This window comes from Nocardioides pakistanensis (genome assembly GCF_054781215.1).
In genome coordinates this window covers 1-13,181 of record NZ_BAAGUV010000007.1, presented here as the reverse complement: position 1 = coordinate 13,181, position 13,181 = coordinate 1, and the positions used below count along the sequence as shown (strand labels likewise).

Genomic DNA, 13,181 nt, shown 5'->3' with positions numbered 1-13,181 from the left:
GGTCAGCGGTCGCCGTCGCCGGAGCCGTCGGCAGGGCCCTCGTCGGGACCGTCGTCCTTGGGCCGGGCACCGCTGTCGAGCAGCTCCGCGAGCGCGGCGTCGAACTCGGCGTCGGTGAGCGCCTCGGGCTCCTCGATGTTCTCCCGGAAGCCGAGCGGGTCGTCGAGGTCAGCCGAGGACGGCAGCAGGTCCGGGTGCGCCCACACGGCGTCGCGGGCCTGCTGGCCCTGGCGGGAGCGCAGGGAGCCCCACAGCGTCGAGGCGTCCCGGAGCCGGCGGGGGCGCAGCTCGAGGCCGACCAGGGCGGCGAAGGTCTGCTCGGCGGGACCACCCGCGGCCCGGCGTCGGCGCACCGCCTCCATCAGCTTCGCGGCGCTGGGCATCCGGTCGGCGGTCGCCTGGCCGACGACCTCGTCGACCCAGCCCTCGACCAGCGCCAGCGTCGTCTCCAGGCGGACCAGCGCGGCCTCCTGCGCGGGGGTCTTCTGCGGCTCGAACAGCCCGCCCTCCATGGCCTCCTGGATCGCGGCGGGGTTCATCGGGTCGATGTTGCGCATCGACTCCTCGATCTTGGAGATGTCGATGGTCATCCCGCGGCCGTAGTCCTCGACCGCGGCGAGCAGGTGGCCGCGCAGCCACGGCACGTGTGCGAACAGCCGCTGGTGGGCCGCCTCGCGCAGCGCGAGGTAGAGCAGCACGTCCTCGTCGGGCACGTCGAGGCCCTCGGAGAACGCCTTCACGTTCGCCGGCAGCAGCGCGGCCTTGCCGGCCGGGCCGAGCGGGAGACCGATGTCGGAGGCGGTGAGCACCTCACCGGCCAGCCCGCCGATCGCCTGACCGACCTGGGTGCCGAACATCGCCCCGCCGGCCTGGTTGAGCATCCCGAGCAGCGGCCCGGCCATCGTCCGCGCCTCCTCGGGGAGGGCGTTGCCCATCGCGGCGACCACGTGCTCGGCGACCGGCTCGACGAGCCGCTGCCAGACCTCGATCGTCTCCTCGACCCACTGGGCGCGGCTCCACACCGCCGACGTGGAGACACCCGACGGCAGGTCGGTGACCTCGTCGAGCCAGTGGTCGGCCAGCTGCAGGGCGTCGGCGGCGGCCGAGCGCTGGCGATCGGTCGGGGTCGGGTCGGGCTCCTGCGCGACGGTCTTGCGGGCGACGTCCTTGGCGAGGGTCCAGTTCACCGAACCCTCGTGCGGGGTCATCATCGCCTGCATCTGGCTCATCAGCATCGACAGGTCGGGCATGCCCGAGCCGCCGCCGGAGAACGCGCCTCCGAGCTGGGAGAAGAGCTGCTCGAACGGGGTGCCCTTGAACGGGTTGTTCTCGTCGCCAGGGCGCTCGTTCGGGTCGTTGGTCATGCCTCCCAACGTACTCGTGGGATCAACCTCTAGTCTCGGTGGTGTGAGCGAGATTCCGCCCGTCGTACGCCTGGTCGACATCCGTGACACCGCGCTGTCGGTGGACGAGGTGCTGGCCGCCGTCGCCGACGCCGCAGCCGGGGGCGTGACCCTGTTCGTGGGCGCGGTGCGCGACCACGACGAGAACAAGTCGGTGACCGGGCTGGAGTACTCCGCCCACCCGACCGCGCTCGACCAGCTCCGTGACGTCGCCGAGGAGGTGGCCCGGGAGTACGACGTCCTGGCCGTCGCCGCGGTGCACCGGGTCGGCGAGCTCGCGATCGGCGACGCGGCCGTCGTCGTCGCCACCGCCGCCGCCCACCGGGGCGAGGCGTTCGAGGCGTCGCGCGCACTGATCGACCGGCTCAAGCAGCGGGTGCCGATCTGGAAGCACCAGCTGTTCGCCGACGGCACCGACGAGTGGGTCGGCACCCCCTGACCGCCGCAGCAGCCGTGTTGCTGCCCGCTCCCGCGCCCGGCTCGGCCTAGCCTGGGCGCGTGGAGATCCTGCTCTGGCTCGCGCCCACCGGCGTCGTCGCGGTGGTGATGATGGCGTGGGCCGCCTGGGCGGGCCGGCCGCGCACCGAGCAGCAGGACCGGTCCGAGGCCGCCTACGAGCGGTTCGCCGCCGCGATCGCCAAGGACCACCCGGGCGCCCGACGGCCGCGCCCGCCGGTGGTCCGGGACCGCAGCACCGGGATCGCGATCCGGCCCTCGCGCAGCGGACGGCCCCCGGCCGGGGGCCCGTCGGAGCGGACCCGGCGCTCGGCGTAGTTGTCCCTGAGTGAGAAGGTGACCGCATGAGTCGCCGCACCGTGTCGAGCATTCTCGCCAGCGTGCTGCTGGCCGTGCTCTTCTACGTCGCGGCCTCCACGCCGGTGCCCTACATCACGATGAGCCCCGGCCCGACCGTCGACGTCCTCGCCGAGAACCGCGGCGAGGAGATCGTCCAGGTCGCCGGCCACGAACGCTACGACACCGAAGGCCGGCTCGAGCTGACCACGATCAAGCTGACCGGCCCGGACCAGGACGTGAACCTCGGTGAGGCCCTTGCGGCGTGGTTCGACCGGTCCCGGGCGGTTTACCCGCGGGAGGCGTTCTACGCACCCGAGGAGTCCGAGCAGGAGGTCGAGACCGAGAGCGCCGTACAGATGGTCAGCTCTCAGGACACGGCCGTGGCGGTGGCGCTGACCGAGCTCGGCTACGACCTCGACAAGATCACCGAGGTGCTCGCGGTGAACCCCGGCAGCCCCGCTGAGGGCAAGCTCGAGGTGCGCGACGAGATCCTGGCCGTCGACGGTGAGAAGGTCCGCAACGCCACGGACGTCGCCAAGCTGGTGCGCAGCACGCCCAAGGGCGAGAGTGCGAGCTTCCGGATCCGGCGTGGCAAGCAGGAGCTGACGGTGAGCGTCGAGCCGCGGCCCTCCGAGGACGACCCGGACATCCCGGTGGTAGGCATCGTCGTCGGGCCGAGCTACGACTTCCCCTTCGACGTGTCGGTGAACATCGACGACCGGATCGGCGGACCCAGTGCGGGGCTGATCTTCTCGCTCGGTGTCTACGACACCCTCACCCCCGGTGCGCTCACCGGCGGCGCTTCGGTCTCCGGCACGGGAACCATTGCCGAGGACGGAAGCGTTGGACCCATCGGAGGCATCCAGCAGAAGATCGTGGCCGCGGAGGCGTCCGGCGCCGAGCTGTTCTTCGTCCCGCCGGGCAACTGCGAGTCCGCGCTCGCGGTCGGGCTCGACGAGGAGGAGATGAGACTGGTGAAGGCGCCGACGATGCACAGCGCGGTCGAGTCCCTCCAGAAGTACGTCGAGAACCCCGACGCCGAGCTCCCGAGGTGTGAGTGAGCAGATGAGCGAACAGCAGCCCGGCCCTGACGCGGACGCACCCGAGGTCGACCCCGTCCTCGCGGCCGCGGTCCGCGAGATCGAGATGCACGCCGCCGAGGACGGCTGGGACCAGCCCTCACGTCTCTACGCCCTGGTGCCCACCGCCGACCTCGTCGCCCGCGAGCCGGCGCTGGCCGCGGCGATGGGGCTCGACGCCGCCACCGCGGCCGGGTCGCTGACCCCGGTCGAGCAGGACCACACCCCCGTCGACCGGTCGCTGGAGGAGGTGCTCCAGCAGATCATGTGGCCGGCCGAGGTGTTCGGCTGTGCTGCGGTGGTGGAGCGGTTCGTGCTCCCGCCCGAGGCGGACGCCGACATCCCCGAGGACGCCGATGCCGCCGAGGAGTTCGCGGCCAACCACCCGCTGCGGCAGGAGGTCCGGATCGTGGCAGGGGCCACCCGGGAGGGTGCGACGTACTGCGCGCTGCGGTTCCGCTCCCACGACGACGCCGCGTCGGTCGTCGAGAGCCCAGACCTGGTGCCGGGGCTCCTAGAGTTGTTGACCAGCACGCTCGAGAACTAGCCAGAGGACAGCAGTGAGCGGATTCTTCGACGAACCACCCCCGACCCGGCCGCGGCCGGCGGCCCCGACACCGCCGCCGGGACGTTCACGGGCGCTGATGCTCACCGGTCTGGTGCTCGTCGCCGCGTTCTTCCTGGTCTCGATCTTCACCGGCATCTGGACCGACCGGCTGTGGTTCCGCAGCGTCGACTACGGCTCGGTGTTCACCAAGATGCTCAGCACGCGCGTGGTGCTGTTCGCGTTCTTCGGGCTGCTGATGGCCGCGATCATCGCGGCGAACCTCTTCCTGGCCTACAGGTTCCGGCCGCTGTTCCGCCCGGCCTCGCTTGAGCAGGCCAGCCTCGACCGGTACCGCGAGGTGGTCGAGCCGCTGCGGCGCTGGCTGCTGCTCGCGGTCAGCCTCGTGTTCGGTCTGTTCGCCGGCGCCTCCGGTGCTGGTCAGTGGCGTGAGTTCCTGCTGTGGCGCAACTCCACGGAGTTCGGGCAGACCGACGCGCAGTTCGACAAGGACATCAGCTTCTACGTCTTCGACCTGCCCTGGCTGCACTACCTGGTCGGCTTCGCGATGACCGCGACGGCGCTGAGCCTGGTGGTCGCCGTGGTGATGCACTACCTGTACGGCGGCATCCGGCTGCAGGACAAGCACGACCGGATGTCCGGGGCCGCGCAGGTGCAGGTTTCTGTGCTCGCCGGGCTGTTCGTGCTGTTCAAGGCCGTCGACTACTGGCTGGACCGCTACGACATCACCTCCGACGCCTCGGGCCTGATCACCGGTGTCACCTACACCGACGACAACGCCGTGCTGCCGTCGAAGGAGATCCTGACCTTCATCGCGCTGATCTGTGCGGTGCTGTTCTTCGCAAACGTCTTCCGCCGCACGTGGATGCTGCCGTCGGTGGGCCTGGCCCTGCTCGTGCTGTCGGCGGTGCTGCTCGGTGCGGTGTGGCCGGGTGTCGTGCAGCAGTTCCAGGTCTCCCCGTCGGAGCCGGACAAGGAGCGGCCCTACATCCAGCGCAACATCGAGGCCACCCGCGCGGCGTACGACATCGACGACGTCGAGATCACGCCCTACAGCGCGAACGTCTCGGTGAGCACCGAACAGCTGCGCGAGGACGCCCAGTCGATCCCGGGCATCCGGCTGCTGGATCCCTCGCTGGTCTCGGAGACCTTCGAGCAGCTCCAGCAGGTGCGTGGTTACTACAGCGTGAGCAACGTGCTCGACGTGGATCGGTACCCGGTCAGCGGCGAGCTCCGCGACCTGGTACTCGCCGTACGCGAGCTGAACCAGGAGGGCCTGCCCGAGGACCAGCGGAACTGGGCGAACCTGCACACCGTCTACACCCACGGCTACGGCATGATCGCCGCCTACGGCAACCAGCGGACCGCGGAGGGACAGCCGGTCAGCAACGACGGCGAGCCGGTGTGGGCCGAGCGCGACATCCCGCCGGTCGGTGACCTGACCCAGCTCACCGAGGACGGCTACCAGCCGCGGATCTACTTCGGCGAGAACAGTCCGCTGTACTCGATCGTCGGCCGCCCCGACGGCGCGGACCCGATCGAGTTCGACGTCCCCGAGGGGGAGGGCGAGGGCAGCGCGGCGGAGAACAACACCTACGACGGCGAGGCGGGTGTGCCGGTCGGCAACCTGTTCAACAAGCTGCTGTACTCGATCAAGTTCAGTGAGCCGAACATCGTGTTGTCCAACCGGGTCAACGAGAACTCCAAGATCATCTACGACCGCGAGCCGCGGACCCGGGTGCAGAAGGTGGCGCCGTGGCTGACCGTCGACGGCGACTCCTATCCCGCGGTCGTGGACGGCCGTGTCGTGTGGATCCTCGACGCGTACACCACCACGGACCGCTACCCGATGTCGGAGAAGAAGTCGCTCTCGGAGATGACCCGGGACAGCCTGCAGCCGCAGACCGCCTACGCGACGCTACCCACCGACGAGATCAACTACATCCGCAACTCGGTCAAGGCGGTCGTGGACGCGTACGACGGCACCGTCACGCTTTATGAGTGGGACGAGCAGGACCCGATCCTCAAGGCGTGGTCCTCGGCGTTCCCGGACGTGGTCGAGCCCAAGGACTCGATCCCCGACGAGCTGCGTGCGCACATGCGCTATCCCGAGGACCTGTTCAAGGTGCAGCGCAACATCCTGGCCACCTACCACGTCACGAACCCGAGCATCTTCTACGAAGGCAGTGACCAGTGGGAGGTCCCGGAGGACCCGACCAAGAAGACGCAGAACCAGCCGCCCTACCGGCTGTCGGTGCGCACGCCGGGCAGCGAGGAGCCGGTGTTCTCGCTGACCAGCGTCTACGTGCCGAAGAACCGGCAGAACCTCGCGGCGTTCATCTCCGTCGACGCCGATGCGGCCCAGGACGACTACGGCAGCATCCGGGTGCTCAGGCTCCCGGGCAGCACCCAGATCCCCGGCCCGTCGCAGATCGCCAACCAGTTCGGTGCCGACCAGGAGATCCAGGACGCGCGACTGGCGTTCACCAGGACCAACTCGAAGGTGATCGACGGCAACCTGCTGACGCTGCCCGTGGGCGACGGGCTGCTCTACGTGCAGCCGCTCTACACGCAACGCGAGTCCGGCGAGGGTCGCTATCCGGTGCTGCGCTACGTGCTCGCCTCCTTCGGCAAGGAGGTCGGCATCGGCACCAGCCTGACCGCGGCGCTCGACGACGTGCTCGGCGAGATCGACCCGTCCAACGAGCCGGTCGAGCCCGGCGACGGCGAACCCGCGCCGCCCGACGACGGTGAGCCGGCGGCCCCGGGCGATGTCACCTCGCTGCTCGAGCAGGCCGAGGAGGCGTTCACCGAGGCTGAGCGGGCGCTGCAGGACGGAGACCTCGCGGCGTACGCCGAGGCCACCGAGCGTGCCCGGCAGCTCGTCGCCGACGCGCTCGAGGCGGCCGGGGTCACCGAGGCTCCTGCTGACGAAGGCGCCGCGGCCGAGGACTCCGCTGGGGGGTGACCGGCGCCACAGCCCTCGATTTGGAGTCGGTGCTGACCGTCCCGTAAGGTTGTGTTCACCGACGCGGGGTGGAGCAGCTCGGTAGCTCGCTGGGCTCATAACCCAGAGGTCGCAGGTTCAAATCCTGCCCCCGCTACTGAAAACTGGCCCGTGACCTGCGGAAACGCAGGTCACGGGCCACTCGTCATTTGAGCCATTCCGGCTTGTGTCGCGCTTTCGTGACCCAGAAACCCCGTTGGTCGCGAAGCGAGGCGCGGCCCGACGGGGCCCGAGTGACGACGCGGTCCATAGCCAGCGAACCGAGGCGTGACCGGAATGGCGCCGATGTCTCGGGCCGTTGGAGGCGCGGCGGACTTAGCCCGCGCGGGATCAGATGTCGTAGTTCTCGTCAGGCTCTCGTTGTCTTCCAACCTCTTCCATTGCCTGGTCAGAGCGGGCCCGGCGATGGCCGATCCGCACACTGACAGCCCTGCAGCAAGCGGGGCGGAGGTCTCCGCGGGTTCGCCCTATCGGTCGCGGGAGTGGGAGGCGCTAGTGTGTGGGCGCCAGTCGTACTCCACTCGTGGAGTCAGGGAACCCGGTGAGATTCCGGGACTGACGCGCAGCGGTGAGGGTGACGGGCGAGGCAACACGCCACTGGAGCGATGCTCTGGGAAGGTGCCTCGCACCGGTTGATCCCGAGTCCGAAGACCTGCTGGCACTGGTGACAACCGTCGCCAGGTCGTACGTGGACTCCGCGACAGGGTCCCTGACCAGATAGGTCCTGGCAGTGTCAGCCTCCCGCACTCGCGCCGACCGGTGTCCTGGCGCCCTCCGGCCGTGGCGGGCTGCGGACGGCCTTCTCGTACGGCTTCGGCTGATCGGGGGCAGGGTTCCCGCGAGAGCGCTGAGGTCGCTCGTCGAGGTCGCTGAGGAGTACGGCGACGGACGCGTGCACACGACGTCGCGGGCGAATCTTCAGGTGCGCGCCTTCCCCGGCTTCGAAGGCCGGTTGTCATCCGAGGCGCTCGCCGCCCTCGAGCGAACGGGCCTCCTGCCGAGCAGGACCCATGAACTGGTCCGCAATGTGATGGTGTCGCCGCAAACCGGTTTGGCCGGGGGTCGCGCCGACCTCCGAGCGGTTGCACGTGAGCTGGACGACCGGTTGTGCGCTGACCCGGATCTCGCGGCTCTGTCGGGCCGGTTCCTGTTCGTGCTCGACGACGGACGCGGCGATCTACTGGCTCGCAGCTGCGACCTGGGGCTGGTCGCGCTGGACTCGACCTGGGCTCAGCTACGGATCGGGACCGGGTGGGGGGCGACCGTGGAGCTCGCGGAGGCGGCAGGGCGGATCGCGGAGCTGGCGCATGAGTTCGTCGTATGCCGAGGGCGCGGGCCGGGCGCGGCCTGGCACGTGTCGGAGCTGGCCGAGGCCCTCGCCGTACCGAGAGCGACCGATCCAGGCCTCCCTGACCCGGCGGAACCGTTGCCATTCGGGGCAGTGCCCGGTGGGCGTCATGTCGAGGTTTCCGAGACCGGTCTCGACCAACAGGTCATCGAAGACCTGACCGCAGCAGTCGATCACGTGATTGTCACACCGTGGCGTGGCGTGCTCATTCCCGAGGAGAGCAGATGACCAACCTGCGCAGGCCAACGCGCCACTACGAGTACGTCGACTCCGGACCCGCCATCTATGTCGACTCCTTCGCCACCATCCGGCGAGAGGCCGACCTGCGGGCCGTGCCGGCCGATGCCGAGAAGCTCGCCGTCCGCATGATCCACGGCAGCGGGCAGGTCGACCTCGCTGATGACTTGATCGTGCATCCGCAGATGGTGTCGACTGCCCGGGCCGCGCTGGAGTCGGGCGCGCCGATCCTGTGCGATGCGACCATGGTCGCGACCGGCGTCACCCGGAGCCGACTGCCGAAGGACAACGACGTCGTCTGCCTGCTCAACGACCCGCGGGTGCCCGGGCTGGCCCGCGAGTGGCGTACCACCCGTACCGCCGCCGCCGTCTCACTGTGGGGGCCGCGACTAGACGGTGCCGTTGTCGCCATCGGCAACGCTCCGACTGCACTGTTCCACCTACTGGAGATGATTCTCGACGGGGGCCCACGACCCGCGGCGATCGTGGGCTGCCCGGTCGGCTTCATCGGTGCTGCCGAGTCCAAGCAGGCTCTCGTGGACCTCCACGCCGAGCACGGCATCGACATCCCCTACGCGACCGTCCGCGGCCGTCGCGGTGGATCGGCGATGACCTCGTCAGCACTCAACGCTCTCGCGCAGGAGGCAGAATGACCGGCCGTTTCACGGTTGTCGGCATCGGCCCCGGCGACCCGGAGCTCATGACGCTGAGAGCCGCTCGGATCATCGGCGCGTCCGACGTCGTCGCGTACCACGCTGGCGTGAAGAAGAAGTCCCACGCACGCCGCATCGCCGACGGCGTCATTCCGGCCGACGCCATCGAGGAGGAGCTGCGCTACCCGGTCACCACCGGCACCACGGACCACCCCGGTGGGTATGTCGGGGCGATGGCCGACTTCTACGAGTCCTGCGCGGTGCGGCTCTCGGATCACCTCGACGCCGGTCGCGACGTGGTTCTGCTCTCGGAGGGCGATCCCCTCTTCTACGGCTCGTCGATGTACCTCCACGACCGGTTCAAGGAGATCTACCCGACCGAGGTGGTGCCGGGCGTGCCCGCCTTCGCGGCGGCGACAGCGGCGATCTCTGGTAGCTCTGGCCCGCTGGTTCGACAGACAGACGTCCTGACCGTCCTCCCCGGAACCCTGCCCGAGCCGGAGCTTGCGAGACGGCTGGCGGACACGGAAGCCGCCGTCATCATGAAGCTCGGCCGGACGTTTCCGGGCGTGCGCTCAGCGCTGGCGCAGGCCGGGCGGCTCGAGGGCGCTTGGTACGTCGAGCGGGCGTCGCAGTCCGAGGAGCGTTGGCTGCCCGTCGCCGAGGTCGACCCGGACTCCGTGCCCTACTTCTCCCTGATCGTCGTCCCTGGCGACACGGCCAACCGGCCGACCGCTGACCGGCTGCGCGCTCGCGACGCGGAGCCCAGTGGATCCGCCGCGACACACGACGAGCGGACCGCTGAACTCCTGGTCGTCGGCCTCGGTCCCGGCCCCGACCACTGGCTCACGCCAGAAGCCTCGGCGGCGTTGGGCGAGGTCGACCACGTGGTCGGCTACGCCCCGTACGTGGCTCGCGTCCCGCAGCGTGCCGGACTGACCCGCCACGCGTCGGGCAACACCGTCGAGGTCGACCGGGCTCGTGTCGCGCTCGACCTGGCCAAAGCGGGGGAGAGGGTCGCGGTCGTCTCAGGCGGCGACGCTGGCGTCTTCGGGATGGCAGCAGCCGTCTTCGAGGCGGCCGAGGACCCGGCGTACGCGGGCGTGCCGATCCGGGTGCTGCCGGGGGTCAGCGCCGTGCAGGCGGTGGCCGCCCGTGCCGGTGCGCCCATCGGGGCAGACTTCGCCGTCGTCTCGCTCTCCGACAGGCTCAAGCCGTGGGAGGTCGTGGAACGGCGCCTCCGCGCCATCGCCGACGCCGACCTCGTGCTAGCGATCTACAACCCGGCCTCCCGCTCCCGGACCGAGCAGATAGCCACCGCCCACCGTGTCCTGCTGGAACACCGCAAGCCAGAGACCGTCGTCATCGTCGGGCGCGACATCGGGCGCGACGAGGAGTCGCTGACCGTCACGACGCTGGCCGACCTGGACCCGGAGACGATCGACATGAAGTGCCTGCTGATCGTGGGTGCCGAGAGCACGCGGGTGAGCCGCGCCGGCGTGTGGACGCCGAGGTACGTGCGGTGAGTGCTGCCGTCCACTTCGTCGGCGCCGGACCGGGCGCGGCCGACCTGCTGACCGTGCGCGCGACGCACCTGCTGGCGCAGGCGGACCTGGTGCTCTATCCCGGCACCTACCTCGATCCCGACGTGCTCGCCCACGTCGGCCCGAGCGCAGAGCTCGTCGACACCCAAGACCTCGACCTCGACACGATGGTCGCGCGGATGGTCGGCGCAGCTGGCGCGGGGCAGACGGTGGTGCGATTGACGTCCGGCGACCCGTCGCTCTATTCCGCGCTGCACGAGCAGACCCGCCGGCTCGATGCTGCCGGGGTTGCCTGGTCGGTGACGCCCGGGGTGCCCGCCTATGCTGCCGCTGCTGCGCTGGTCGGGAGCGAGCTGACGGTGCCGCTGGTGGCGCAGTCGGTGGTGCTGACCCGCACCCAGGCCCGCTCTACCGCGATGCCGGAGTCCGAGTCGCTGGCGGCGTTCGCTGCGACCCGCTCGACGCTCGTGCTGCATCTGGCGATCACGCGTGTGCGGGCGCTGATGGCCGAGGTCGAACCGGAGTACGGCGAGGACTGCCCGGTGGCCGTCGTCTACCGCGCCAGCCAGCCCGGGGAGCAGGTGCTGCGTGGCACGGTGGCGACCATCTCGGAGGTGGTGGAGGCGGCAGGGCTGCGCCAGGCGGCCGTGATCCTGGTCGGCTGGGCGCTGGCCCGCGAGGGCGGCGAGTCCTATCTCTACGACGCGGCCCGCGACCGGAGCTCGAAGCGACGCGGCGATCGGGGGCTCTGATGGAGCTCTACGACGTCATCAACCGTCGTCGTGACACTCGCCGAGAATTCACAGGTGAGCCGTTGGCCGCCGAGGTGCTGGAGCGGCTGCTGTCGGCGGCTCACTGTGCACCGAGTGTCGGGATGAGCCAACCGTGGGACTTCGTGCTGGTCCGCTCGCCGGCCGCGCTCAGCGCTTTCGCCGACCACGTCGCGCTCGAGCGGGACACGTTCGCGGCGACGCTCAGCGGTGAGCGCGCCGAGACGTTCTCGCGGATCAAGGTCGAAGGGATCCGCGAGTCGCGGCTCGGGATCGTGGTCGGCTACGACCCGACCCGCGGCGGGCCGAGGGTGCTCGGGCGGCATGCCATCGCCGACGCCGGGCTCTACTCGGTGGTCTGCGCCATCCAGAACCTCTGGCTCGCCGCGACCGCCGAGGGCCTCGGGGTGGGGTGGGTCAGTTTCTACCGCGAGGAGTTCCTGCGCGACCTCGTCGGCATGCCGGAGCACGTACGGCCGGTGGCGTGGCTCTGCGTCGGCGCCGTCTCGGAGCTACCGGACGTGCCTGACCTGGAGCGCTACGGCTGGCGGCACCGCTCGCCGTTGGCGAGCGTCCTGCATGAGGAGAGGTACGGCGTCAGCGCGTCAGTGCCCACTGCGTGACGGCACGGGCCGGAGTCCACCCGGTGAAGGCGCCGACCGGTGCACTGGTCTCGACCGAGACTCGGGTCAGCTCGCCGCCGTGCTCGCGGTAGAGCCGACCGAGCAGCATCTCGGTCTCGAGCGTCACGCCGTGCACCACCAGCCGGCCGGCCGGTCGCAGCGCCGTCAGGCAGGCGTCGATCACCCCGTCGCGGGTGGCACCGCCGCCGACGAAGATGGCGTCCGGCGGGCGGAGCCCGGCGAGCGCGCCGGGGGCCCGTCCGTGCACGACCTCGAGCCCCGGCACACCGAGACTCGTGGCGTTGCGGATGATCCGCGCAGCACGGTCGGCGTCCGCCTCGACCGCCGTCGTCGTGCAGGACGGGTGGGCGCGCATCCACTCGATCCCGACCGAACCGGCGCCGGCGCCGACATCCCACAGGTGCTCGCCCGGGGTCGGGGCGAGCCGGGCGAGAGCGCTGGCGCGCAGGTCGCGCTTGGTCAGCTGGCCGTCGTGCGCGAAGGCGTCGTCGGGCAGACCGGCGACCCAACCGCCCAGGCGCGGGCCGACGCAGTCGATCGCGACGACGTTGAGCCGAGGCAGATCGAGCTCCGTGCCGGTGAGGATGGCGGCCTTGTCGGACAGGAAGGAGTGCTCGCGTCCGCCCAGGTCGCCGAGGACGGTGAGCACGCTCTCGCCGTACCCCTCCGCGACCAGCAGTGCGGCCACCTCCCTCGGGGTGTGCTCATCGGACGAGAGCACCAGGATCCGACGGCCAGGGGCGAGCTCACGACGCACCAGCGCGACGTCGCGACCCACCACGCTCACGACCGCATGGCTCTCCGCCGGCCAGCGCATCGCCGCCCGTGCGAGCGCGACCGAGGAGATCGCCGGGACGACAATCACCTCGTCAGCCCCGAGCAGGTCGATCAGGGTCGTGGCGACCCCGGACACCAGCGGGTCGCCGGAGGCCAAGGCGACGACCTGCCCGACGGCTGCCTCGTCGGCCAGGGATGCCAGCAGTGCTGGCAGCCGGTCACGCAGCGGGGAGGGCCAGGGCTCGCGGCGCTGCCCCGGCACGTCGGGCAGGAGGTCGAGGTGTCGGCGCCCGCCGAGCACCACGCGGGCTCGCTCGACCCAGGCCCGGCCGACCTCCGACACACCGTCCCAGCCGTCA

The 13,181-nt window shown here is 70.6% G+C and carries 12 protein-coding genes, 1 tRNA gene and 1 riboswitch; of the genes, 11 read left to right on the top strand and 2 right to left on the bottom strand.

Annotated features, from left to right (window positions below; all coding sequences use genetic code 11):
* Positions 1 to 2: 2 nt before the first annotated feature.
* Complete coding sequence (locus ACYVIH_RS03010) at positions 3 to 1,364, bottom strand: zinc-dependent metalloprotease (RefSeq protein WP_460865837.1); 1,362 nt, start codon at positions 1,362 to 1,364, stop codon at positions 3 to 5.
* Positions 1,365 to 1,407: 43 nt separating this feature from the next.
* Between ACYVIH_RS03010 and ACYVIH_RS03005 the strand changes: the two genes are divergently transcribed.
* The 11 genes from ACYVIH_RS03005 (at position 1,408) to bluB (ending at position 12,024) form a co-directional block, all read left to right on the top strand.
* Positions 1,408 to 1,842 carry a molybdenum cofactor biosynthesis protein MoaE gene (locus ACYVIH_RS03005; protein WP_460865835.1) on the top strand — a complete coding sequence of 145 codons (435 nt, stop codon included), beginning with the start codon at positions 1,408 to 1,410 and terminating at the stop codon, positions 1,840 to 1,842.
* A 59-nt stretch (positions 1,843 to 1,901) separates the two neighbouring features.
* Positions 1,902 to 2,177 (top strand): hypothetical protein, encoded by a 276-nt coding sequence (locus ACYVIH_RS03000; RefSeq protein WP_460865833.1) that lies wholly within the window; start codon positions 1,902 to 1,904, stop codon positions 2,175 to 2,177.
* A gap of 26 nt (positions 2,178 to 2,203) precedes the next feature.
* Positions 2,204 to 3,259 carry a YlbL family protein gene (locus tag ACYVIH_RS02995; RefSeq protein WP_460865830.1) on the top strand — a complete coding sequence of 352 codons (1,056 nt, stop codon included), beginning with the start codon at positions 2,204 to 2,206 and terminating at the stop codon, positions 3,257 to 3,259.
* Between the two features lie 4 nt (positions 3,260 to 3,263).
* Entirely contained in the window at positions 3,264 to 3,824 is a 561-nt protein-coding gene (locus ACYVIH_RS02990; RefSeq protein WP_460865828.1) for a PPA1309 family protein, read from the top strand.
* Between the two features lie 13 nt (positions 3,825 to 3,837).
* Positions 3,838 to 6,810, top strand: coding sequence for a UPF0182 family membrane protein (locus tag ACYVIH_RS02985; RefSeq protein ID WP_460865825.1), 2,973 nt, complete (start codon positions 3,838 to 3,840; stop codon positions 6,808 to 6,810).
* 62 nt (positions 6,811 to 6,872) lie between these two features.
* A tRNA-Met gene (locus ACYVIH_RS02980) sits at positions 6,873 to 6,946 on the top strand.
* A 393-nt stretch (positions 6,947 to 7,339) separates the two neighbouring features.
* A riboswitch (cobalamin riboswitch) is annotated at positions 7,340 to 7,523 on the top strand.
* Positions 7,524 to 7,579: 56 nt separating this feature from the next.
* Positions 7,580 to 8,425, top strand: coding sequence for a nitrite reductase (locus ACYVIH_RS02975; protein WP_460865823.1), 846 nt, complete (start codon positions 7,580 to 7,582; stop codon positions 8,423 to 8,425).
* Positions 8,422 to 9,087, top strand: a complete 666-nt coding sequence (locus ACYVIH_RS02970; RefSeq protein ID WP_224131692.1) for a precorrin-8X methylmutase — start codon at positions 8,422 to 8,424, stop codon at positions 9,085 to 9,087. Before ACYVIH_RS02975 ends, ACYVIH_RS02970 begins: the two co-directional genes overlap by 4 nt.
* A complete protein-coding gene (cobJ, locus tag ACYVIH_RS02965; protein ID WP_302709887.1) occupies positions 9,084 to 10,613 on the top strand; it encodes a precorrin-3B C(17)-methyltransferase in 1,530 nt (509 codons plus the stop codon). The genes ACYVIH_RS02970 and cobJ overlap by 4 nt, the downstream gene beginning before the upstream one ends.
* Positions 10,610 to 11,383, top strand: coding sequence for a precorrin-4 C(11)-methyltransferase (gene cobM, locus ACYVIH_RS02960; RefSeq protein WP_224131696.1), 774 nt, complete (start codon positions 10,610 to 10,612; stop codon positions 11,381 to 11,383). Before cobJ ends, cobM begins: the two co-directional genes overlap by 4 nt.
* Complete coding sequence (gene bluB, locus ACYVIH_RS02955; protein WP_302709885.1) at positions 11,383 to 12,024, top strand: 5,6-dimethylbenzimidazole synthase; 642 nt, start codon at positions 11,383 to 11,385, stop codon at positions 12,022 to 12,024. The genes cobM and bluB overlap by 1 nt, the downstream gene beginning before the upstream one ends.
* Here bluB and cbiE read toward each other — a convergent pair.
* A partial coding sequence (cbiE, locus tag ACYVIH_RS02950) for a precorrin-6y C5,15-methyltransferase (decarboxylating) subunit CbiE (RefSeq protein ID WP_460865819.1) occupies positions 11,999 to 13,181 on the bottom strand: 1,183 nt, incomplete at its 5' end. The two genes, bluB and cbiE, sit on opposite strands and share 26 nt — an antisense overlap.